Consider the following 23740-nt stretch of genomic DNA (forward strand, 5'->3'; position numbering starts at 1 on the left):
TGCGCGCCCGGTTTTTGGAGAAGCTCATGACCCTGCTCAAATTCAGCGATGTGTCCCTTGCTTTCGGCGCGATGCCGTTGTTGGACAAGGTGTCCTGGCAGATCGCCCGTGGAGAGCGGGTGTGCATCATCGGCCGCAACGGCACTGGCAAGTCCAGCATGATGAAGCTGGTCAAGGGCGACCAGAAGCCTGACGATGGCTCTGTCTGGCGCGCGCCCGGCCTGAAAATCGGCGAATTGCCCCAGGAACTGCCGGTGGCCGACGAGCGGACTGTATTCGACGTAGTCGCCGAGGGCCTGGATGGCGTCGGCGCGTTGTTGGCTGAATATCACCACCTGAGCCAGAACATCGTCACCGATGCCGACCTGGACAAGTTGATGCACGTCCAGCACGACCTCGAAGCCCGTGATGGCTGGCGCCTGCAGCAATTGGTCGACAGCACGCTGAGCCGTTTGCAACTGCCGGCCGACAAGACCCTGGCGGAGCTGTCCGGTGGCTGGCGTCGTCGCGTCCTGCTGGCCCAGGCCCTGGTGTCCGAGCCGGACCTGCTGCTGCTCGACGAACCGACCAACCACCTGGACATCGGCGCCATCGCCTGGCTTGAAGAAGCGTTGAAAGACTTCCAGGGGGCGGTGCTGTTCATCACCCACGACCGTTCTTTCCTGCAGAACCTGGCAACCCGCATTCTCGAACTGGATCGTGGCGGCCTGATCGACTGGAACGGCGACTACGCCAGTTTCCTGGTGCACAAGGAAGCGGCGCTGGCAGCGGAAGAAACCGCCAATGCGTTGTTCGACAAGCGCCTGGCCCAGGAAGAGGTCTGGATCCGCCAGGGCATCAAGGCCCGACGCACCCGTAACGAAGGGCGCGTGCGTGCCCTCAAGGCTCTGCGCGTCGAGCGCAGTGAACGCCGTGAGCGCACCGGCAAGGCCAATATCCAGCTGGAAACGGCAGATAAATCCGGCAAGCAGGTCATGGTGCTGGAGAACGTCAGCTTTGCTCACCCGGACGGCCCGTTCCTGATCAAGGATTTCTCCATGGTCCTGCAGCGCGGCGACCGGATCGGCCTGCTCGGTGCCAACGGTACCGGCAAGACCACGTTGCTCAAGCTGATGCTCGGTGGCCTGGTGCCGACCAGTGGCAAAGTGGAAGAGGGGACGAAGATCGATGTCGCCTACTTCGACCAGTTGCGCCATCAGTTGGACCTGGAAAAGACCGTGATCGACAACGTGGCCGAAGGTCGCGATTTCATCGACATCGATGGCCAGAGCCGCCACGTATTGAGTTATCTCGGCGATTTCCTGTTCAGCCCCCAGCGTGCCCGTACGCCGGTCAAGGCGCTGTCAGGTGGTGAGCGCGCCCGTCTGTTACTGGCCAAGCTGTTCAGCAAGCCAGCGAACCTGCTGGTACTCGACGAACCGACCAACGACCTCGACGTGGAAACCCTCGAGCTGCTGGAAGAGGTGCTGTTGACCTTCAACGGCACCGTGCTGATGGTCAGTCACGACCGGGCCTTCCTCGACAACGTGGTCACCAGCACCCTGGTGTTCGAAGGTGAAGGGTTGGTTCGCGAATATGTCGGCGGCTACCAGGATTGGCTGCGCCAGGGCGGCTCGCCGCGCCTGCTGGGCGTGACGGAGAGCAAGTCGGGCAAGGCCGACCTGAATTCGGCGGTCGTCAAGGCCGAGCCGGCGCCGGTTGCCACCGCTGCCGCGCCGGTCCCGGCGAAGAAAAAGCTCAGCTACAAGCTGCAGCGTGAGCTGGAAGCCCTGCCAGGCGATATCGACGCGAAGGAGCAGCAGATTGCCGCGGTGGAGGCCGAGATGGCCGACGCGGGATTCTACCAGCGGCCTGCTGCCGAAACCGCCAAGGTTATCGCGCAGTTGGAACAGCTGCAGACCGAGCTGGATGCATTGGTCGAGCGCTGGGCCGAGCTGGACGCTTGATCTCTTGAGATAGAAATCCCGGTCCCTGTGGGAGCGAGCTTGCTCGCGATAGCGGTAGATCAGCAGCATTGATGCTGACTGTCACACCGCTATCGCGAGCAAGCTCGCTCCCACAAGGTCAGGGTCTGGGGTTTATGTGCGCTTGATCAGGTGCACAGCCAGCACATCGCAAGGCGCGCCATGCAGCACATCGTTGGCGGTGGAGCCAAGCAACAATGCCAAACCGTGGCGGCCATGGCTGCCGACGACGATCAGGTCGCAGCCCTGTTCCTTGGCCAGGTGATGGATCTCCTGGCGCGGCTGGCCGTAGGTCAGGTGGCTGTTCTCCTTTTTCAACGCAGGATATTTCACGATCAGCCGGTCAAGACGTTCCTTGGCTTGATCGAACTGTTGCTGCTGCAACTGGGAAAGATCCATCGGAACGTCACCGCCGAAGGCCATGGCCATCGGTTCGACGATGTGCACCAGCGACAGTTTGTTTTCCCGGCCTTCGCACAGGGCGAGGGCTCGCTTGACGACTGGATCGCATTCTTCAGTAAGGTCGACGGCGACCAGGATGTGTTCGTAGTACATGGAAAGCACTCCAGAGAATGGCGATACGGTAAGTATGGCTGGTTTCAAGCGCATTGACGGCGACGCAGGTCAACGGGCTCATCAGAATTCGGGAGTACAGATATGACGGTCTGGATAGTGGTGTCAATCCTGTTGGTGGTATTAAGCCCTCTGGCATGGTTGCGGCCGTCCCGTGCACAGAACGGGCGCATGGCCCTTCGGATGGAGGCGCGACGTCTCGGGCTGGCCATGCAATTGACTCCGCAGGACTGGCCTCACTGGCTTGGCCAGCAGCCGCCAAACCCGTGTGCGCAATACCACCGAGCCCGGCGGGGCAATCAGCCGGCCAGTTGGAGTTATTGGCAAAAGGCGCCTGGTGTGTGGGTGAATCAATGGCAGGAAACCTGCCAGGATGAATCGTTGCTCAGTCATTTCAGGACATTGCCGGCCAATGTCTACAAGGTCGAGGCTGACCGGCAGATGATTGCGCTGTACTGGGGCGAAAAAGGCGACGCCAGTGTCTTGCAGGACATTTCAGCGGTGCTCAAGGCGTTGGCTTGACGCATAAAAAAGCCCGACAGATTCATCGGGCTGGGTGGCCAGGCAGGCCGGTAAACATGTCTTCAGGTCGTTCATTCGAAACGACCTTCGCATAAAGCGCTCAAATGCTTTGTCACCAGCGTAGTCGGTTGAATCCGTTGCGGTTGGAATTAGGGCGACTTTTCTAATTATTGATTCTATGAATGGTTGCTCATGCAGCGCCGTGTTGCGGATCCGTGCGGTACGGAAATGACCGGGGAGTCCCGTTCAAACGCTTGTTTAGGGCGATTGACAATTGTCGGAAATTCCGTGAAGGTGACGTACCCAAATCAAACGGGCGTATGAATTGAGCGTTTGTATCGGAACGCTCCTACAGACCCCGACTATCGCGTTGACGGGTGTGCCTGGCGGATTGGCGTAGCATCGACGGTAATGTCAATGCCGAACCAGTGGTCAGCGTCCAACGTGTACTGTTCAGCTTCCATATCGTGGAGATCAGTTGATGATTTACGAAGGTAAAGCCATCACGGTTAAGGCTCTTGAAAGTGGCATCGTCGAATTGAAATTCGACCTCAAGGGTGAGTCCGTCAACAAGTTCAACCGTCTAACCCTGAATGAATTGCGTCAGGCCGTGGACACTATCAAGGCAGATGCTTCGATCAAGGGTGTGATCGTCAGCAGTGGCAAGGACGTGTTCATCGTCGGCGCCGACATCACCGAATTCGTCGACAACTTCAAGCTGCCCGATGCCGAACTGATCGCTGGCAACCTCGAAGCGAACCGTATCTTCAGCGACTTCGAAGACCTCAACGTACCGACCGTCGTGGCCATCAATGGCATCGCCCTGGGTGGCGGCCTGGAAATGTGCCTGGCGGCGGATTACCGTGTCATGTCCACCACGGCCAAGATCGGCCTGCCGGAAGTCAAGCTGGGCATCTACCCAGGCTTTGGCGGTACCGTGCGCCTGCCGCGCCTGATTGGTGCCGACAACGCCATCGAATGGATTGCCGCTGGCAAGGAAAACCGTGCCGAAGACGCGCTGAAGGTCGGTGCCGTAGACGCCGTGGTTGAACCAGGCAAGCTCCAGGAAGCGGCGCTTGAGACTGTCAAACGCGCCATCAGCGGTGAGTTCGACTACAAGGCCAAGCGCCAGCCGAAGCTTGAAAAACTCAAGCTCAACGCCATTGAACAAATGATGGCCTTCGAAACCGCCAAGGGTTTCGTAGCCGGTCAGGCGGGCCCGAACTACCCGGCGCCGGTCGAAGCGATCAAGACCATCCAGAAAGCCGCGAATTTCGGTCGCGACAAGTCCTTGGAAGTCGAGGCCGCCGGCTTCGTGAAACTGGCCAAGACCTCCGCCGCGCAGAGCCTGATCGGTCTGTTCCTCAATGACCAGGAACTGAAGAAAAAGGCCAAGGCCTATGACGAAATCGCCCGCGACGTGAAGCAGGCCGCCGTGCTCGGCGCCGGCATCATGGGTGGCGGTATCGCCTACCAGTCGGCGTCCAAAGGCACGCCGATCCTGATGAAGGACATCAACGAACACGGCATCGAGCAGGGTCTGGCGGAAGCTGCCAAGCTGCTGGTCGGCCGCGTCGACAAAGGCCGCATGACCGCCGCGAAAATGGCTGAAGTGCTCAACGGCATACGTCCTACGCTGTCCTACGGCGATTTCGGCCATGTCGACCTGGTGGTCGAAGCCGTCGTCGAGAACCCGAAGGTCAAGCAAGCGGTACTGGCTGAAGTCGAAGACAAAGTCAAAGAGGACACCATCCTCGCCTCGAACACCTCGACCATTTCCATTTCGCTGTTGGCCAAGGCCCTCAAGCGTCCGGAAAACTTCGTCGGCATGCACTTCTTCAACCCGGTGCACATGATGCCGCTGGTGGAAGTCATCCGTGGCGAAAAATCGAGCGAACTGGCGATCGCCACCACCGTGGCCTACGCCAAGAAAATGGGCAAGAACCCGATCGTCGTCAACGACTGCCCGGGCTTCCTGGTCAACCGCGTGCTGTTCCCGTATTTCGGCGGTTTTGCCAAGTTGGTCAGTGCCGGCGTGGACTTCGTGCGCATCGACAAGATCATGGAAAAATTCGGCTGGCCGATGGGCCCGGCGTACCTGATGGACGTGGTCGGCATCGACACCGGCCACCACGGTCGCGATGTCATGGCCGAAGGCTTCCCGGACCGCATGAAGGACGACCGCCGTTCGGCCGTCGACGTGCTCTACGAAGTCAAGCGCCTCGGCCAGAAGAATGGCAAGGGCTTCTACGCCTATGAGACCGACAAGCGCGGCAAGCAAAAGAAAGTCGCCGACTCGTCGGTGCTGGAAGTGCTCAAGCCGATCGTCTACGAGCAGCGCGAAGTCACCGACGAGGACATCATCAACTGGATGATGATCCCGCTGTGCCTGGAAACCGTGCGTTGCCTGGAAGATGGCATTGTCGAAACCGCCGCCGAAGCCGACATGGGTCTGGTCTACGGCATCGGTTTCCCTCCATTCCGTGGCGGTGCGCTGCGCTACATCGATTCGATCGGTGTGGCCGAGTTCGTTGCCCTGGCTGACCAGTACGCTGATCTGGGCGCGCTCTACCACCCGACCGCGAAGCTGCGTGAAATGGCCAAGAACGGCCAGAGCTTCTTCGGTTAAGCGCCCAACGACTAGAGCGAGAGAACATTTATGAGCTTGAATCCTAGAGACGTCGTGATTGTCGACTTCGGTCGTACGCCGATGGGCCGCTCCAAGGGCGGCATGCACCGCAATACCCGCGCCGAAGACATGTCGGCGCACCTGATCAGCAAACTGCTGGAACGCAACGTCAAGGTCGACCCCAACGAGGTCGAGGACGTGATCTGGGGCTGTGTGAACCAGACCCTGGAGCAGGGCTGGAACATCGCCCGCATGGCTTCGCTGATGACCCAGATCCCTCACACCGCCGCTGGCCAGACCGTCAGCCGCCTGTGCGGTTCGTCCATGAGCGCGCTGCACACTGCCGCCCAGGCGATCATGACCGGCAACGGCGACGTATTCGTCGTCGGCGGTGTCGAGCACATGGGCCACGTGAGCATGATGCACGGTGTCGATCCGAACCCGCACATGTCGCTGTACGCGGCAAAAGCCTCGGGCATGATGGGCCTGACCGCGGAAATGCTCGGCAAGATGCATGGCATTACCCGCGAACAACAGGACGCCTTTGGCGTGCGCTCCCACCAACTCGCCCACAAGGCGACCGTGGAAGGCAAGTTCAAGGATGAAATCATCCCGATGCAGGGTTACGACGAGAACGGCTTCCTGAAGCTGTTCGACTACGACGAAACCATTCGTCCGGAGACCACCCTGGAAAGCCTGGCGACCTTGAAGCCGGCCTTCAACCCCAAGGGCGGCACCGTGACGGCGGGTACTTCGTCGCAGATCACCGACGGTGCCTCGTGCATGATCGTGATGTCGGCCCAGCGTGCCCAGGACCTGGGCATCCAGCCGATGGCAGTGATTCGTTCGATGGCTGTCGCGGGTGTGGATCCGGCGATCATGGGCTATGGTCCAGTACCGGCCACGCAGAAAGCCTTGAAGCGTGCGGGGCTGAGCATTACCGATATCGACTTCTTCGAGCTCAACGAAGCTTTCGCCGCACAGGCCTTGCCCGTGCTGAAAGATTTGAAAGTGCTCGACAAGATGAACGAGAAGGTTAACCTGCACGGCGGCGCGATCGCCCTGGGTCACCCGTTCGGTTGCTCCGGCGCGCGTATCTCCGGCACGCTGCTCAACGTCATGAAGCAGAACGGCGGCACGTTTGGGGTGTCCACCATGTGCATTGGCCTCGGCCAGGGCATCGCCACTGTCTTCGAACGCGTCTAAGCGTTGCGTTGATGGAAGCCGGGGCCAAGTGCCCCGGTTTTTGTTTTTCGGGTTTAGTAAAAAAGATTTTGTTTTTATTTTGAAAAAATTTGAGTGAGGGCCAACGCATGCCGATACAACCTGGGCTCTACCAACATTACAAAGGTCCGCAGTACCGCGTTTTCAGCATCGCGCGGCATTCCGAGACCGAGGAAGAAGTGGTCTTCTATCAAGCCCTGTATGGCGATTACGGCTTTTGGGTGCGTCCCTTGAGCATGTTCCAGGAGTCGGTCGAGGTTGACGGCGAACAGGTGCCACGCTTTGCTTTGGTGCAGGCCGAGGAGAGCATTTTTTCCAAGCCTTGAGGCCGACCTGGGGGAGCCCCCGCCCTTGACCTCACCTTGCAGCCACTATATATAGCGGTGCCGCGTCAGGCGCCAACCGCCTTTCACTTTTTAGAATTCAGGAATTTTCTGATCCATGGGCAAATCGCTGGTCATTGTGGAATCCCCGGCTAAGGCCAAGACCATCAACAAGTATCTGGGCAACCAATACGTGGTGAAGTCGAGTATCGGCCATATCCGAGACCTGCCCACCAGCGGTTCGGCTAGCGCCAGCAAGGAGCCTGCCGCCAAGCGTGGCAAGGCGGCCGCTGGTGAAGCGCCGGCGCTGTCGCCGAAAGACAAGGCGCGCAAGCAGCTGGTCTCACGCATGGGCGTCGATCCGGAACATGGCTGGAAAGCCAAGTACGAGATCCTCCCAGGCAAGGAAAAGGTCATCGAAGAACTGCGTCGGCTCGCCAAGGATGCCGACACCATCTATCTCGCGACGGACTTGGACCGCGAAGGGGAAGCCATTGCCTGGCACCTGCGCGAAGCCATCGGTGGGGATGACAGCCGCTACAAGCGCGTGGTGTTCAACGAAATCACCAAGAAGGCCATCCAGGAAGCCTTCTCCCAGCCCGGCGAGCTGGACATCGATCGGGTCAACGCCCAACAGGCGCGTCGCTTCCTTGACCGCGTCGTGGGCTACATGGTCTCGCCCTTGTTGTGGGCCAAGATCGCCCGCGGCCTGTCGGCCGGTCGCGTGCAGTCGGTTGCGGTGAAGCTGGTGGTGGAGCGCGAGCGGGAAATCCGCGCGTTCATTCCAGAGGAGTATTGGGAAGTCCACGCTGATCTCGGCACCGCCAAGGGCGCTACCGTGCGCTTCGAAGTGGCCCGCGAGAAAGGCGAAGCCTTCAAGCCGCTCAACGAAGCCCAGGCCATGGCGGCGCTGGAGAAACTCAAGGCTTCGAGCTACAGCATCGTCAAGCGCGAAGACAAGCCGACCAGCAGCAAGCCTTCCGCACCGTTCATTACTTCCACCTTGCAGCAGGCCGCGAGCAACCGCCTGGGCTTCGGTGTGAAGAAAACCATGATGATGGCCCAGCGTCTGTACGAAGCGGGCTACATCACGTACATGCGTACCGACTCGACCAACCTCTCGGCCGATGCCGTGGCGATGGCGCGCACTTATATAGAAAGCGAGTTCGGCAAGAAATACCTGCCGGACACGCCGAACGTCTACAGCAGCAAGGAAGGCGCGCAGGAGGCTCACGAAGCGATTCGTCCATCCGATGCCAATACCGAGCCAAGCAAGCTGTCGGGCATGGAGCGCGACGCCGAGCGTCTCTACGAGCTGATCTGGCGCCAGTTCCTGGCCTGCCAGATGCTGCCAGCGCAATACCTGTCGACCACCGTCAGCGTCGGTGCTGGCGACTTCGAGCTGCGCGCCAAAGGCCGCATCCTGAAGTTCGACGGTTACACCCGCGTCATGCCGCAAATCACCAAGCCAGGCGATGACGATGTCCTGCCGGACATGGCCCAGGGCGACGTGATGAAGCTGATCAAGGTGGATCCGACGCAGCACTTCACCAAGCCGCCAGCACGATACTCGGAAGCCAGCCTGGTCAAGGAAATGGAAAAACGTGGCATCGGTCGTCCTTCGACCTACGCTGCGATCATTTCCACCATCCAGGATCGCGGCTACGTGACGTTGCACAACCGTCGTTTCTATTCGGAAAAGATGGGGGACATCGTTACCGAGCGTCTCTCCGAAAGCTTCTCGAACCTGATGGACTACGGTTTCACCGCGGGCATGGAAGAGAACCTGGACGATGTGGCCCAGGGCGAGCGGGACTGGAAGAATGTGCTCGACGAGTTCTACGGCGACTTCAAGAAAAAACTCGAAGTGGCCGAAAGTCCGGACGATGGCATGCGTGCCAACCAGCCGGTCATGACCGATATTCCGTGCCTGACCTGCGGTCGCCCGATGCAGATCCGTACCGCCTCGACCGGCGTGTTCCTCGGTTGCTCGGGCTACAGCCTGCCGCCGAAGGAGCGCTGCAAGGCGACGGTCAACCTCGTGCCGGGTGACGAAATCGCTGCGGACGATGAGGGTGAGTCGGAATCCCTGGTCCTGCGCGGCAAGCACCGTTGCCCGATCTGCAGCACGGCGATGGATGCTTACCTGTTGGATGAAAAGCGCAAGCTGCACATCTGCGGTAACAATCCGGATTGCGCCGGCTACGAGATCGAGGAGGGCACTTATCGCATCAAGGGCTATGAAGGCCCGAGCCTGGAATGTGACAAGTGCGGCAGCGAGATGCAGCTCAAGACCGGCCGTTTCGGCAAGTTCTTCGGTTGCACCAACCCGACCTGCAAGAACACCCGCAAGCTGCTCAAGAGCGGTGACGCGGCGCCGCCGAAGATGGATCCGGTGAAGATGCCCGAACTCAAGTGCGAGAAGGTCAACGACACCTACATCCTGCGCGACGGTGCATCCGGTCTGTTCCTGGCCGCCAGCCAATTCCCGAAGAATCGTGAGACTCGGGCACCGTTGGTGATTGAAATCCTGCCGCACAAGGACGAGATCGATCCGAAGTATCATTTCCTCTGCGACGCACCGCAGAAGGATCCGGACGGCCGCCCCGCAGTGATTCGCTACAGCCGCAAGACCAAGGAGCAATATGTGCAGACCGAGGTCGACGGCAAGCCTACTGGCTGGAAGGCATATTACGACGGCGGTAAATGGACCATTGAAGACAAGCGCTGACTGAGCGATGTAAGGGGTTTTATGGCGAGGGAGCTTGCTCCCGTTGGACGCCGTAGCGGTCCCTTGCAATTGCAGGCAAGTAAAAGGCCGCATGACAACCCGTAGGTTTTCATGCGGCCTTTTTGTTTTTGGCTTGCAGTGGCTTTGGTTCATCCACGACACTGTCGCACCTGCGTGACGCTTTTATTTCGTTGGGGAGAATGCCGCCATGGCCCACGAACTCTATACCCGCACCAACCAGAAGATTTATTTCGCCGGCCTGTCGCTTGAAGCGCTCGCCAGGGCCGAGGAGGGGCGCACCATGAATTCCCCGGCGCTGATCCAGGCGGGGCGTGAGTCAGTGCTGTTTCACCTGTATGGCGCGCTGTTGGGTCTTTGCCATGAAATCGCCGGTTTCTATCGCTTGCCCCAGGCAAGTGCTTCGCGCGCCGAGCTGATGTTGACGCGTGAGGTGCTGGAAACCGTTGCGATCCCCGAACTGGCTGAGATGGTCGAGCTGGCCCAGAACCCGGAAACCTGGCTGGCCAAGCTGCTGGCGGCCCATGCGGCACTGTTCCAGCCACCACGGGCCCCTCGCCAGCCAAAGGGGGACGTGACCCAGCCGTTGATCATGGCGGTCAATCTTGATGAACAAGAGTCCGAACAGCCGTTGAGCCGGGAAGAGCTGGAAAGCTGGCGCCAGAACCTGAAAAGCCTGGCAATTCGCTTTCGAGAGGGGCTGAATGAATGCTGAGTTTTCACTCGGCTTGCAATGTTCGCTAACGACACTTGGTCAAGATCCCGAGCGAAGCCTGACCGATGACTATATAATTCCCGCCTTTCGTGGAGAACAGACTTTTATGCCAACGTCCTTTCTAGAAATCGTCGAACTTCCTGACGGCCGCATCGAGCTGCGCAGGGCTGAAGACGAGGGTTCTCTGGTTACCCTGAACTTTTCCGAAGATGCCAAGGTGTTCCTGCAAGGCCAGCACGTTGAAGTCGCCAAGGCGATGCTTAGCGTGGGCGTGCAAATGGCGGGCCGCTTGGTTGAAGGCGAATTCAGCAAGGAAGAGGGGCCACGGGTTCTTCATTGACCCCGTTTGTCGGCTTTTTGAAGTCGATTTACCAACCCGGCTTCTCTGTCCTGGAGAAGCCCTGCGTTTGTCTTAGCCCAATCGAATGTTCAGGCTCTGCGCGTCCCCGGTACGAGCGGCGCTGATCAATTGCTGACGAGCGGTCGCAGTCAGTGGATTGAGCCAGCTAACCACCGTATGGCTACGACCCAGGCGTAACGCTTCGCAGGTTAATTGCTGCGCGCTCTGGCTGCCGCGAGGTTGCAATAACAGGATTCGCTCGCGATTAAGCCCCGCGTCCCGTAGCCAGGCCTGGGTAACGCTGGCAGGCGGCGCAATCAACGTCAACCAGCGAGCATCCTGGTCCTGGCTCAGTTCCCTCAGGATCGGAGCCAGCAGGTTCAGGCAATTCCCCGCCGCCCCACGCAACGACAGTTCGCTGAACGCCTCGGGCTCGACGCCCCAAGGCGACTCGATGACCTCTTTCAGGACTGGAGCCAGCGGTTGGGCCATGAAAGCCTCGAACAGCGGAAGTTGTGTGTGTTGTGGTGTGTGAGGAAATTGCATAAAGCCTCCTTTAGCGGCGAATAACGCCAACGCTCAAGCCTTCGATGACAAGATCCTGATCTTTCAGGTCCACTTCGATGGGGGCGAACTCCGGGTTTTCGGCAATCAGCCAGACCTTGCTGCCATCGCGCTTGAAGCGCTTGACGGTGACTTCGTCGCCGATTCGAGCTACCACGACCTGGCCGTTGCGGGCTTCGCGGGTGGTATGGACAGCCAGCAGGTCACCGTCAAAAATGCCGATGTCCTTCATGCTCATGCCATGCACGCGCAGGAGGTAGTCGGCTCTCGGATGGAAGAAGGAAGGATTGATGTTGCAGGATTCCTCGACGTGTTGCTGGGCGAGGATTGGAGCGCCGGCCGCTACACGACCAATGATCGGCAGTGTGGTTTCGTCAGCCTTGGCTTCGAAGCCCGGGATGCGAATGCCGCGCGATGCTCCCGGCGTCATTTCGATCGCACCCTTGCGGGCCAACGCCTTGAGGTGCTCTTCGGCCGCGTTGGGCGACTTGAAGCCCAGTTCCTGGGCGATTTCCGCACGGGTCGGCGGATAGCCGTTGTCTTCGAGGCAGCGTTTGATGAAGGCCAGAATCTCTGCTTGGCGTGGCGTCAGCTTTAGCATATCGATCGCTCTGTCTTTTTATACAGTGACTGGGATTATATACAGTGAACGGCGCTTGGCAATCCTCCTTTTTCAGCGGGCCGCCAGACGGTTGGCTTGGCCGCTCGGACAGGCATGGCTACAGCCCGTGCAAGGTGTGGTTAAATAGCTGACCGGTCGTTCGCAAAACGTCCCGGCAGACTTGACAACGCGAAGACTGAAACGTATGTTTCAAACAAGTGTTTGTCAGGCGGAGTAGCCATGGCCCAGTCGGAAACCGTTGAACGCATTCTCGATGCTGCCGAGCAGTTGTTCGCGGAAAAAGGTTTCGCTGAAACCTCTTTGCGTCTGATTACCAGCAAGGCCGGGGTAAACCTGGCGGCGGTCAATTATCACTTCGGCTCGAAGAAAGCCCTGATCCAAGCCGTTTTCTCTCGGTTCCTCGGCCCGTTCTGCCTGAGTCTCGATCGCGAGCTGGAGCGACGCCAGGCCAAGCCTGACGTCAAGCCAACCCTGGAAGAACTGCTTGAAATCCTGGTCGAACAGGCGCTCGTGGTTCAGCCACGCAGCGGCAACGACCTGTCTATTTTCATGCGCCTGCTGGGCTTGGCGTTCAGCCAGAGCCAAGGCCACCTGCGACGTTACCTGGAAGACATGTACGGCAAGGTGTTCCGCCGCTACATGCTGCTGGTCAATGAGGCTGCGCCGCGCATACCACCGATCGAGTTGTTCTGGCGCGTGCATTTCATGCTCGGTGCGGCGGCGTTCAGCATGTCCGGCATCAAGGCTCTGCGAGCCATCGCGGAAACCGATTTCGGTGTGAACACGTCGATCGAGCAAGTGATGCGCCTGATGGTGCCTTTCCTGGCCGCCGGCATGCGCGCCGAAAGCGGTGTCACCGACGAGGCAATGGCGGCAGCGCAATTGCGTCCTCGCAGCAAGTCGGCTCCGGCGCTCGCCAAGGCATAGCAGACGGGTGGGCGTGGCTGGCTACATCCGCTAAGCTAGCCGCCCATGCCGATTCTCCTTTCAAGTTCGTTTCAATTTTCATCGCCGATGCGCGAATTGCCGGGCATGCAGCCTGGCGGTGTCGTCGTGCAGGCGTCGCCGTGGGCGCCCATCGTTATTAAGGAATTGCTATGACCGCTGGCCTGCAAGGCTCGTTGATGGTCGACGTCGCCGGTACCTGGCTGACGGCCGAGGATCGCCATCTGTTGCGCCAACCCGAAGTGGGTGGCTTGATCATTTTTGCTCGCAACATCGAACACCCGCGCCAGGTGCGCGAGCTGAGCGCGGCGATCCGCGCCATTCGCCCCGACCTGTTGCTGGCGGTTGACCAGGAAGGCGGGCGGGTCCAGCGGCTGCGCCAGGGTTTCGTGCGCCTGCCGGCAATGCGGGCCATCGCCGACAACCCGAACGCCGAATATCTCGCCGAACAGTGCGGCTGGATCATGGCGACCGAAGTGCTGGCGGTCGGTCTCGATTTGAGTTTCGCCCCGGTGCTGGACCTCGATTACCAGCGCAGTGCCGTGGTCGGCAGCCGCTCCTTTGAAGGTGATCCCGAGCGTGCCGCATTGTTGGCCGGAGCCTTCATTCGTGGCATGAACGCAGCGGGGATGGCGGCCACAGGCAAGCATTTTCCTGGGCACGGCTGGGCCGAGGCAGACTCCCACGTTGCCATTCCTACTGACGAGCGCAGTCTCGAACAGATCCGCGCCCATGACCTGGTGCCGTTTGCCAAGCTGGGCAAGCAACTGGCGGCCGTGATGCCGGCCCACGTCATTTATCCTCAGGTGGACGCCAGCCCGGCAGGCTTCTCCCGCCGTTGGCTGCAAGACATCCTGCGGGGCGAGTTGCGGTTCGATGGGGTGATCTTCAGTGATGATCTTTCCATGGCCGGCGCCCATGTGGTCGGCGATGCCGCCAACCGCATCGAGGCCGCGCTGACGGCCGGTTGTGACATGGGCCTGGTGTGCAACGACCGCGCGGCGGCCGAATTGGCCTTGGGCGCTGCCCAGCGCTTGAAGGTCAAGCCATCGGCGCGGATCGCCCGCATGCGTGGCCAGGCCTATGCGAGTACCGAGTACCGCCAGGATCCACGCTGGTTGACAGCCATCGGCGCGTTGAAAGCCGCCCAACTGATTGATTAAGGACGTTTGTATGACCGTTTACGCAATTATCGGCGGCACCGGCCTGACCCAGCTGGAAGGCTTGACCATCCGCCAGTCCCTCGCGGTAGAGACGCCCTACGGCGCGCCATCGGCCGACGTGCAGATTGGCGAGTACGCCGGGCGCGAGGTGCTGTTCCTGGCGCGACATGGTCATCCTCACCGTTTTCCACCGCACCAGGTGAACTATCGCGCCAACCTCTGGGCCCTGAAGCAGGCCGGTGCCGAAGCCATCCTGGCGGTCAACGCGGTGGGCGGGATCCACGCCGCGATGGGCACTGGGCATTTTTGCGTGCCCCACCAGTTGATCGATTACACCAGCGGTCGCCAGCATACGTATTTCGCCGATGACCTGGAGGCGGTGACCCACATCGACTTCAGCTATCCCTACAGCGAATCGCTGCGCCAGCAATTGATTGCGGCCCTGGCCGCCGAAGGCTGCGCTTATAGCAGCCACGGCGTCTACGCCTGCACCCAGGGGCCGCGCCTGGAAACCGTGGCCGAGATTGCCCGCCTGGAACGCGATGGCTGCGATATCGTCGGCATGACAGGCATGCCGGAGGCGGCGCTGGCGCGTGAGCTGGAGTTGGACTACGCCTGTCTGGCGCTGGTGGTGAATCCGGCGGCGGGCAAGTCCACTGCGGTGATCACCATGGCTGAGATCGAGCAGGCTTTGCATGACGGAATGGGCAAGGTGAAGTCGACCTTGGCGCGGGTGTTGATGGCGGGCTAAAACAGTCCGGGGAATAGTTGGGAGCGAGCCTGCTCGCGAAGGCGGCGGCTCAGCTCGCGAGAATGTTGAAGGCTGGCGGCCTCTTCGCGAGCAGGCTCGCTCCCACACGAAAACGGTTTTAGCGCTTCTCCAGCTTGTCCGGCAGGGGGGCGAATAGCGCCTCGATGTCTTCGTTCTGCAATTTCCAATCTCCCGCCACGCGTCCGTCCAGCACGCCAGCCGCCAGGTCGGACTTCTCTTTCTGCAGCAGTTGGATCTTTTCTTCCACCGTGCCGCGGGCAATCAGTTTGTACACGAAAACGGGTTTTTCCTGACCAATGCGATAGGCGCGGTCGGTGGCCTGGTTTTCGGTGGCGGGGTTCCACCACGGATCGTAGTGAATCACCGTGTCGGCTTCTGTCAGGTTCAAGCCTACGCCACCGGCTTTCAGACTGATCAGAAAGATCTGACGCTTGCCGCTCTGGAATTCCTTCACCGGTGTGCGACGGTCCCTGGTCTGGCCGGTCAGGATGGCGTATTCCACGCCGCGCTTTTTCAGTTCTTCTTCGATCAGCGCCAGCATCGAGGTGAACTGTGAAAACAGCAGCACCCGCCGGCCTTCTTCAAACAACTCCTCGAGCATTTCCATCAGGCTGTCGAGCTTGCCCGAGCTGCTGCCTCGGGCCGGCAGGGCGGCATCGCTGATCAGGCGCAGGTCGCAGCACACCTGGCGCAGCTTCAGCAGTGCCTCGAGGATGATGATCTGGCTGCGCGCCACGCCTTTGCGGGTGATCTCGTCGCGCACTTTCTTGTCCATGGCCAGGCGCATGGTCTCGTAGACGTCCCGCTGGGCGTCGCTGAGTTCGACCCAATGGATGATCTCGGTCTTGGGCGGCAGTTCGGTCGCGACTTGTTCCTTGGTGCGGCGCAGCAAGAAAGGTTTTATCCGACCGTTGAGGTGTTGCAATCGTACGTCGCTGCCGCGCTTTTCGATCGGCACGCGGTAGTCGCGGTTGAAGCTTTTGATGTCGCCGAGCCAGCCCGGCAATAGGAAATGAAACAACGACCAGAGTTCACCCAAGTGGTTTTCCAATGGCGTTCCGGACAGGCACAGCCGTTGCCGGGCATCCAGTTCGCGAGCGGCCTGGGCGGCTTTGCTGGTGGGGTTCTTGATGTACTGGGCTTCGTCGAGGATCAGTACGTGCAGCGGCTGTGCCTTGAGGCGTTCGACGTCCTTGGGCAGCAGCGCATAAGTGGTCAGGATCAGATCGTAATCGGCCAGGCGCTCGAAGTGTTTCTTGCGCCCGGCACCGTACAGGGCCAGCACCTTGAGCTGCGGGGTGAAATGCGATGCTTCATCGAGCCAGTTCGGAATCAGGCTTGTCGGCATCACCACCATGCATGGGCGGTCCAGGCGGCCTGCGTGTTTTTCGCTGAGAATGTGCGCCAGGGTCTGTAGGGTTTTACCCAGGCCCATGTCGTCCGCCAGGATGCCGCCCACCTCCAATTGCCGTAGCGACTGCATCCAGCTCAGGCCTTCGAGCTGGTAGGGGCGCAGCGTTGCGTTCAAGCCCTTCGGGGCGGTGGCGGTGTAGTCCTTGATGTCGCGCAGGCGTTGGGCGAGGCTGCGTATGTGTTCGCCACCTTCCCAGCGCAGCGGCATGTCCTGCAACGGATTCAGGCGTAGGGCGTCGGCGCTGTTGAGCCGCAGCTTGGTGGTGCCGGGCTCTTGCAGGTAGAACTCGCCGAGGGTCGCCAGCACCGGTTTCAACCGCCCGTAGGGCAGGGCCACTTGCTGTGGGCCGAACTCCGAGTTGGGACGGTGCGGCAAGTTGACCAGGATGAGTTCGTCGTCGCGGCGCCTGGCCAGGCGTTCCGGGTTGAACAGCTCGATGTGCGAGCGCATCAGGTTCAACAGGATCGGCAGCAGGCTCAGTCGCTCGCCGTTGACGATGATCCCCAGCTCCAGGTCGAACCAGTCCCGCTCCGGCGTTTCTTCGACCGTTGCGTACCATTCGTCCACTGCCGTCAGGTCGAAGCCGAAATCCTCATCGATCTGCAATTCCCAGCCCTGGGTGCGCAGTTTCGGCAGGTCGTTGAGGGTAAAGGTCAGCCAGGCACTGTCGTTGACCATTTCGTACAGTTCGCCTGCGCTCTCCGGCAAGGCTTTGCTTTGTCGGGTCGCGATTTTGAAACCGAGGATTCGCAGTTGTTCGCGGTAGGATTGTTCCACATCGGTGTGGCGTTTTATCCGCAGCGTCTGGGTTTCCTGGCGAATCAGTACGTCGGTGTTGCGCTGGCCGCTGACGTATTCGTCCAGGTAGCTGAACGACAGCGCGGCGCGGTGCTGGATGTAGCGCTGCATCTTGCCGTTGCGCGGCTCGAAGGCGCTGAATTCGATGCTCGCCAGCCACAGGCGGGGCACCGGTTGCACGTTGTCCACCAAGACCTGCGGCGGCGCCTTGGGGCTGCGGCTGTCCAGCACCGCCTGGAGTTTTTCCAGCATCTGGGCGTCTTTTTCAGCGGCAGGGTAGGCCAGGGTTTCCTGGACTTGCAGCAGCACCGCCGCGCAATGCTTGCAATTGATGCGCACCGGACAGGAGCACGCCGCTTCAAGCAGGATCAACGTGCCCTTGGCTGACTCCTTGAGACGAATGGTCTGACGATAAACGCTGCCACCGGAGCCTTCGCAACTGGCAATGATCGTGCTGTCGCCGGCTTCGACGATCCTGACGCGGTTTTCCAACGCGTATCGGCGCCCACGCTCCAGGCTTTGTTCCTTGAATCGATTGACCCAGGAAGGTGCCAGGGGTTTGCTCAGGGGCGAGGGCATAGGCGCGCCGATCAGTCCGGAATGACATCAGGTGCCTGGCGTGGTGCCGGCGCGGTCAACGAGGTGATCTTGATCAGCAAGCCGAGATGGCCGTTATCGAGGAAGTTCAACTGGCCGTTCTTGGTATGGCTCTCCTGTTTCAGGCGTTCGCTGGCGGTGACCAGGCCATTGGCGTCGATCTGGTTGATCCAGAAGTCGGCGTCCACGTCGGTGAAGCGGCCGAGCTTGAGCTCCAGGGTGCCCTCGATGGGAAACTGGCCGAACTGTTCGGCGCCGTCGCTGACCGCGATCTTGCTGCCTTGTTCGCCCAGGTTCTGTTGCCAGGCCTTGTGCATCAGCACGGTGTACTGGCCGCTGGCGTTGAGTTTTTCGACGATATTGCCCATTGCCGGTGTCCGCAGGCTGTCCGCGCCCAAGCGTCGTGCGCCGGCGTCCCAGTCTTCCGGTGCGGCGCGGCTGATGATGGTGGGCTCGGCATTCTGCCGGACCAGGATCATTTCCACCTGATACAGATCGTCGGCCAACGCCAGGGGGGCAACCAGGGTCATCAACAACATCAAGGAGTGAAACAGGCGCATTGGGCGTCCTTCAAGCAGTGGTCGGAGTGAGGCGCTCGAACAGCGCCTCTACGGTATTGAAACGCTCTTCCGGGCGTTCCATGGGCACCATGAACTTGAACATCGTGGCGCCTTCGAACTTGTAGCGTTTGGGCTGGCCCTGGATCAGCTTGATCAGCACCAGTGGATCGACCGGGGTCTGGGCTTCGAACTCGATACGGCCGCCGTTGGGCCCGCCGTCGACTTTCTTGATGCCCAGTTGCTCGGCCTTGAGCTTGAGCAGCGTGGTGCGCACCAGATTCTTGGTCGGCTCCGGCAGCAGGCCGAAGCGGTCGATCATTTCCACCTGCAGATCCTTCAAGCCTTCCTCGTCAGTGGCCGAGGCGATGCGCTTGTAGAGGATCAGGCGTGCGTGGACATCCGGCAGATAATCTTCCGGGATCAGCGCCGGCACCCGCAGGTTGATCTCCGGCCCGCCGCCCAGTGGTTGGTCGAGGTTTGGTTGTTCGCCCTTGCGGATCGACTTGACCGCCCGTTCGAGCATTTCCATGTACAGGGTGAAGCCCACTGCCTGGATCTGGCCACTCTGGCCGTCGCCAAGCAATTCGCCGGCGCCACGGATTTCCAGGTCGTTGGTGGCCAGCACGAAACCGGCGCCCAGGTCCTGGGTATTGGCAATGGCTTCCAGGCGCTTTTCCGCGTCCGGGGTGATCTGCTGGCGCGGCGGTGTCAGCAGGTAGGCGTAGGCCTGGTGGTGACTGCGTCCGACCCGGCCGCGCAACTGGTGCAACTGGGCCAGGCCGAATTTGTCGGCGCGCTCGATGATGATGGTGTTGGCGCTCGGCACGTCGATGCCGGTCTCGATGATGGTCGAGGCGATCAGCACGTTGAAGCGCTTGTGATAGAAGTCGCTCATCACCTGTTCGAGCTCGCGCTCGCGCATCTGCCCGTGACCGATGCCGATGCGGGCCTCCGGTACCAGCTCGGCCAGGTCGGCGGCGCATTTCTCGATAGTCTTCACATCGTTGTGCAGGTAATAAACCTGGCCGCCGCGCAGCAGCTCACGCAGCAGGGCTTCCTTGACCGTGCTGTTGTTCTGCTCCATGACGAAGGTGCGCACCGACAGGCGGCGGGCTGGCGGTGTGGCGATGATCGACAGGTCGCGCATGCCCGACACCGCCATGTTCAAGGTGCGCGGGATCGGCGTGGCGGTCAGGGTCAGGATGTCGACTTCGCTGCGCAGGGCCTTGAGCTGTTCTTTCTGACGCACGCCAAAGCGGTGTTCCTCATCGATGATCACCAGCCCCAGGTTCTTGATCTTCACATCGTCCTGCAGCAGCTTGTGCGTGCCAATGACGATGTCGATCTTGCCCTCGGCCAGGTCCGCGACGGCGGCGTTCACTTCCTTGGCGGACTTGAAGCGGCTCATCACTTCCACGGTCACGGGCCAGTCGGCGAAGCGGTCGCGGAAACTGTTGTAGTGCTGCTGGGCGAGCAGGGTGGTCGGCACCAGGATCGCCACTTGCTTGCCGCCGTGCACGGCAATGAACGCGGCGCGCATCGCCACTTCGGTCTTGCCGAAGCCTACGTCGCCGCACACCAGGCGGTCCATGGGCTTGGGCGCAAGCATGTCGGCGCGCACGGCTTCGATGGTGGTCTGCTGGTCGACGGTTTCTTCGAACGGGAAACCGGCGCTGAAGGTTTCGTAGTCGGCTTTCGGGTCGGCGAATGCATAGCCCTCGCGCGCGGCACGGCGGGCATAGATGTCCAGCAATTCCGCCGCCACGTCGCGCACCTGTTCGGCGGCCTTGCGCTTGGCCTTCTGCCAGGTTTCCGAGCCCAGGCGATGCAGCGGGGCCAAGGCGTCGTCGCTGCCGGTGTAGCGGGCGATCAGGTGCAGGTTCGCCACAGGCACGTAGAGCTTGGCGCCCTCGGCGTATTCCAGGGTGAGGAATTCGGCGGCCTGGTTTTCGATCTCAAGGGTCGCCAGGCCCAGGTAACGGCCTACGCCATGATCGATGTGCACCACCGGCGCACCTTCGCGCAGTTCGGTGAGGTTCTTGATGACCGCGTCGTTGGCGGCGTCGGCGCGTTTCTCGCGGCGGCGACGCTGCATCACGCGCTGGCCGAACAACGGGCTTTCGGCCACCAGGGCCAGGGCGGGATCGTCAAGGACCAGGCCGTCGTTAAGCGGCGCGATGGTGATCGCCAGGCGATCCTTGCCCGCGACAAAGTCAGGCCAGCTGTCGACGGTCTTCGGGCGCAGCTTCAGGCGTTCAAGCAGTTCCAGCAGTACTTCGCGGCGGCCTGCGGACTCGGCGGTAAACAGCACGCGACCAGGGAATCCGTCGAGGAAACCGGCCAGGGCCGCCAGCGGTTGCGTGGCCTTGGCTTCGATCGCCAGGTCCGGCAAGGGCTTGGCGGGGAAGCGTTCACGACCGACGCCGGTTTCCACGTCCTGCTGGCTCGCCACCACGCGCGGCCAGCTCTTGAGCCGGGCGAAGCAGTCCTCCACCGGCAGGAACAGCTCGGCGGGCGGCAATAAAGGACGGGACGGATCGACGCGACGTTCTTCGTAGCGATTGCGCACGTCGTTCCAGAAGTTTTCCGCAGCCTGCTCGATGCCCGGCAGGGAAAATACCTGGGTGTCCTGGGGCAAATAATCGAACAACGTGGAGGTTTCTTCGAAGAACAACGGCAAGTAGTACTCGATACCGGCTGGGGTGATTCCGCTGCTCAGGTCCTGGAAGATCGGACAACGGCGGAAATCCACATCGAAACGTTCGCGAAAGCGCGCCTTGAAGCGAGTCACTGCGTCTTTTTGCAGTGGGAATTCCTTGGCCGGCAGCAGGCGGATCGACTGGACCTTGTCGATGGAGCGCTGGTTCTCCGGGTCGAAGGTGCGCAAGGTCTCGATTTCGTCATCGAACAGATCGATGCGATACGGCAATTTGCTGCCCATCGGGAACAGGTCGATCAACGCCCCGCGCACCGTGAACTCGCCGTGCTCGTAAACGGTGTCGACGTAGCGGTAGCCACTGGCCTCAAGCCGAGTACGCATTTGCTCGACGTCGAGCTTCTGGCCAATGTCCAGAACCAGGCTGCTGCCCAGCAGGAATTGGGTCGGCGCCAAGCGATGTAGGGCTGTGGTGATTGGCACTACCAAAACGCCATGACTGAGCTCCGGCAGCCGATAAAGGCTGGCGATGCGCTGGGAAATGATGTCCTGGTGCGGCGAAAAAAGGTCGTAGGGCAGGGTTTCCCAGTCCGGGAAATGCAACACCGGCAAATCCGGGGCGAAGAAACCCAGTTCCTGCTCGAGCCGCTCGGCACTCTGGCTGTCGGCGGTCAATAACAGGGTGAAGCGCTTTGCAGCGCTGGCGGCCTCGGCGATAGCCAGGCTCAGGGCGGCACCGGGCAGGTTGCCCCAGTGCTGTTTACCTGCCGCGGCAGGGAGAAGCGGAAGACGCAGAACGGGCACGGAAGGTTGAGCTCCAGCGTTGCGACAAAGTCGACAATTGTAGCGGCTGAAGGGCCCGGCTGTCAGTCGCGGACTACGCTGCTAGAACGCAAAACCACGGCGCGACGGGCGCGCATTGCTCCGGCGAGGACTCGGCGGCATAATGTAGCCCCTTTTTTCAGCCCCTACATGTGGAAGGTTACCGTGACTCAGAAGCCCGACCAGTGTCTTGGTGAATGGATTGATCGTGAAGCACTCGCAGAAGCGATGATCCCTCTCATCGGTCAGCTCTACCGCAATAACAACGTGGTGAGCTCGATCTATGGCCGCAGCCTGATCAACCAGTCTGTCATCGCGATCCTCAAAGCCCACCGCTTTGCTCGCCACCGTTCTTCCGACGACAGCGAACTCTCCGTCCACGAAACATTCCCTCTGCTCAAGGCCATGAGCGAGCTCAAGCTCGGCGCGGCCTCGGTGGACCTGGGCAAGTTGGCGTTCAAATTCCGCAGCGAAGCCAATGGCCGTAGCGCCGAGCAGTTCGTTCGCGAAGAAATGGCCGATGTGGTTGGCCAGCAAAACGCTTCGCCGCGCAAAGGCACCGACGTCGTGCTGTACGGCTTTGGCCGTATCGGCCGCCTGCTGGCACGCATCCTCATCGAGAAAACCGGTGGTGGCGACGGCCTGCGCCTGCGCGCCATCGTCGTGCGCAAGGGCGCCGAGAACGACCTGACCAAGCGCGCCAGCCTGCTGCGTCGCGATTCGGTCCATGGTTCGTTCAACGGCACCATCACCATCGATGAAGAAAACAACACCATCACCGCCAACGGCAACCTGATCCAGGTGATCTACGCGAAGAATCCGACCGAGGTGGACTACACCCAGTACGGCATCAAGAACGCACTGCTGGTGGACAACACCGGTGTATGGCGTGATGCCGACGGCCTGGGCCAACACCTGGCCTGCCCGGGTGTCGACCGCGTTGTCCTGACCGCGCCTGGCAAGGGCAAGCTGAAGAACATCGTCCACGGCATCAACCACGGCGACATCACTGCTGACGACAAGATCGTTTCCGCCGCTTCCTGCACCACCAACGCCATCGTGCCGGTGCTCAAGGCTGTGAATGACAAGTTCGGCATCATCAACGGTCACGTCGAAACCGTTCACTCGTACACCAACGACCAGAACCTGATCGACAACTTCCACAAGGGCGATCGCCGTGGCCGTAGCGCCGCGCTGAACATGGTGATCACCGAGACCGGTGCCGCCACTGCTGCTGCCAAGGCCCTGCCTGAGCTGGCTGGCAAGCTGACCGGTAACGCGATCCGTGTCCCGACGCCGAACGTATCGATGGCCATTCTCAACCTGAACCTTGAGAAAGCCGCGACCCGTGAAGAGATGAACGAGTACCTGCGCTACATGGCGCTGCACTCCGATCTGCATAAGCAAATCGATTTCGTCAACTCGCAGGAAGTGGTGTCCACCGACTTCGTGGGCTCGCGCCACGCCGGTGTTGTCGACGCTGAAGCGACCATCGTCCAGGATAACCGCGTTGTCCTGTACGTCTGGTACGACAACGAGTTCGGTTACAGCTGCCAGGTGGTTCGCGTGATGGAAGACATGGCTGATGTGAATCCGCCTGCGTTCCCGCGCTAAGCGTTAGCCGCTTGTGAAAACGCCCCGACTTGTCGGGGCGTTTTTTTTGTCTGGGTTTTCTGTTGCTTGGGCTGGCCTCATCGCGAGCAAGCTCGCTCCCACATTGGACCGCATAACTCAGCAACAACTCGATCAACTGTGGGAGCGAGCTTGCTCCGGGCGGCGATCCGACGA

At 60.7% G+C, this 23740-nt stretch carries 18 protein-coding genes; 12 read left to right on the forward strand and 6 right to left on the reverse strand.

Features of this window, described 5'->3' with window-relative positions:
• Positions 1–26: 26 nt before the first annotated feature.
• On the forward strand, positions 27–1946 hold the full coding sequence (locus tag KSS97_RS10020; protein ID WP_030140919.1) for an ATP-binding cassette domain-containing protein: 1920 nt from the start codon (positions 27–29) through the stop codon (positions 1944–1946).
• A gap of 132 nt (positions 1947–2078) precedes the next feature.
• On the opposite strand, the gene KSS97_RS10025 is transcribed toward KSS97_RS10020, so the two are convergent.
• Complete coding sequence (locus KSS97_RS10025; protein WP_030139946.1) at positions 2079–2519, reverse strand: universal stress protein; 441 nt, start codon at positions 2517–2519, stop codon at positions 2079–2081.
• A gap of 102 nt (positions 2520–2621) precedes the next feature.
• Here KSS97_RS10025 and KSS97_RS10030 point away from each other — a divergent pair, with 102 nt between their 5' ends.
• From KSS97_RS10030 to KSS97_RS10060, 7 genes are all read left to right on the forward strand, one after another.
• The gene (locus KSS97_RS10030) at positions 2622–3059 is read left to right on the forward strand and encodes a hypothetical protein (protein WP_217861555.1); all 438 of its coding nucleotides are present in this window, start codon (positions 2622–2624) and stop codon (positions 3057–3059) included.
• Positions 3060–3540: 481 nt separating this feature from the next.
• The gene (gene fadB, locus KSS97_RS10035; protein ID WP_217861556.1) at positions 3541–5688 is read left to right on the forward strand and encodes a fatty acid oxidation complex subunit alpha FadB; all 2148 of its coding nucleotides are present in this window, start codon (positions 3541–3543) and stop codon (positions 5686–5688) included.
• A 30-nt stretch (positions 5689–5718) separates the two neighbouring features.
• Entirely contained in the window at positions 5719–6894 is a 1176-nt protein-coding gene (fadA, locus tag KSS97_RS10040; RefSeq protein ID WP_030139949.1) for an acetyl-CoA C-acyltransferase FadA, read from the forward strand.
• A gap of 107 nt (positions 6895–7001) precedes the next feature.
• Positions 7002–7238 (forward strand): DUF1653 domain-containing protein, encoded by a 237-nt coding sequence (locus tag KSS97_RS10045; protein ID WP_025212748.1) that lies wholly within the window; start codon positions 7002–7004, stop codon positions 7236–7238.
• Between the two features lie 115 nt (positions 7239–7353).
• Positions 7354–9966 carry a type I DNA topoisomerase gene (topA, locus tag KSS97_RS10050; protein ID WP_217861557.1) on the forward strand — a complete coding sequence of 871 codons (2613 nt, stop codon included), beginning with the start codon at positions 7354–7356 and terminating at the stop codon, positions 9964–9966.
• A 208-nt stretch (positions 9967–10174) separates the two neighbouring features.
• A complete protein-coding gene (locus tag KSS97_RS10055; RefSeq protein ID WP_030139951.1) occupies positions 10175–10699 on the forward strand; it encodes a DUF6586 family protein in 525 nt (174 codons plus the stop codon).
• A 106-nt stretch (positions 10700–10805) separates the two neighbouring features.
• Entirely contained in the window at positions 10806–11039 is a 234-nt protein-coding gene (locus KSS97_RS10060) for a hypothetical protein (RefSeq protein ID WP_122568400.1), read from the forward strand.
• A gap of 72 nt (positions 11040–11111) precedes the next feature.
• Here KSS97_RS10060 and sulA read toward each other — a convergent pair whose 3' ends face one another.
• Entirely contained in the window at positions 11112–11585 is a 474-nt protein-coding gene (sulA, locus tag KSS97_RS10065; RefSeq protein WP_030139953.1) for an SOS-induced cell division inhibitor SulA, read from the reverse strand.
• A gap of 10 nt (positions 11586–11595) precedes the next feature.
• Positions 11596–12204, reverse strand: a complete 609-nt coding sequence (gene lexA, locus KSS97_RS10070; protein WP_030139954.1) for a transcriptional repressor LexA — start codon at positions 12202–12204, stop codon at positions 11596–11598.
• A gap of 240 nt (positions 12205–12444) precedes the next feature.
• Between lexA and KSS97_RS10075 the strand changes: the two genes are divergently transcribed.
• From KSS97_RS10075 to KSS97_RS10085, 3 genes are all read left to right on the forward strand, one after another.
• Positions 12445–13152 (forward strand): TetR/AcrR family transcriptional regulator, encoded by a 708-nt coding sequence (locus KSS97_RS10075; RefSeq protein ID WP_198797746.1) that lies wholly within the window; start codon positions 12445–12447, stop codon positions 13150–13152.
• Positions 13153–13334: 182 nt separating this feature from the next.
• Positions 13335–14333 carry a beta-N-acetylhexosaminidase gene (gene nagZ, locus KSS97_RS10080; RefSeq protein ID WP_187293324.1) on the forward strand — a complete coding sequence of 333 codons (999 nt, stop codon included), beginning with the start codon at positions 13335–13337 and terminating at the stop codon, positions 14331–14333.
• 10 nt (positions 14334–14343) lie between these two features.
• A complete protein-coding gene (locus KSS97_RS10085; RefSeq protein ID WP_181286906.1) occupies positions 14344–15084 on the forward strand; it encodes an S-methyl-5'-thioinosine phosphorylase in 741 nt (246 codons plus the stop codon).
• A 118-nt stretch (positions 15085–15202) separates the two neighbouring features.
• Here KSS97_RS10085 and KSS97_RS10090 read toward each other — a convergent pair whose 3' ends face one another.
• The 3 genes from KSS97_RS10090 to mfd are packed head-to-tail and all read right to left on the reverse strand — an operon-like array spanning position 15203 to position 21934.
• The gene (locus tag KSS97_RS10090) at positions 15203–17896 is read right to left on the reverse strand and encodes a DEAD/DEAH box helicase (protein ID WP_217861558.1); all 2694 of its coding nucleotides are present in this window, start codon (positions 17894–17896) and stop codon (positions 15203–15205) included.
• 11 nt (positions 17897–17907) lie between these two features.
• A complete protein-coding gene (locus tag KSS97_RS10095; RefSeq protein ID WP_030139958.1) occupies positions 17908–18474 on the reverse strand; it encodes a CsiV family protein in 567 nt (188 codons plus the stop codon).
• Between the two features lie 10 nt (positions 18475–18484).
• Positions 18485–21934, reverse strand: a complete 3450-nt coding sequence (gene mfd, locus KSS97_RS10100; protein WP_217861559.1) for a transcription-repair coupling factor — start codon at positions 21932–21934, stop codon at positions 18485–18487.
• A 168-nt stretch (positions 21935–22102) separates the two neighbouring features.
• Between mfd and KSS97_RS10105 the strand changes: the two genes are divergently transcribed.
• Positions 22103–23566, forward strand: a complete 1464-nt coding sequence (locus KSS97_RS10105; protein ID WP_030139960.1) for a glyceraldehyde-3-phosphate dehydrogenase — start codon at positions 22103–22105, stop codon at positions 23564–23566.
• Positions 23567–23740 lie beyond the last annotated feature (174 nt).

Source organism: Pseudomonas alvandae (genome assembly GCF_019141525.1).
In the GTDB taxonomy this organism is placed as follows: domain Bacteria; phylum Pseudomonadota; class Gammaproteobacteria; order Pseudomonadales; family Pseudomonadaceae; genus Aquipseudomonas; species Aquipseudomonas alvandae.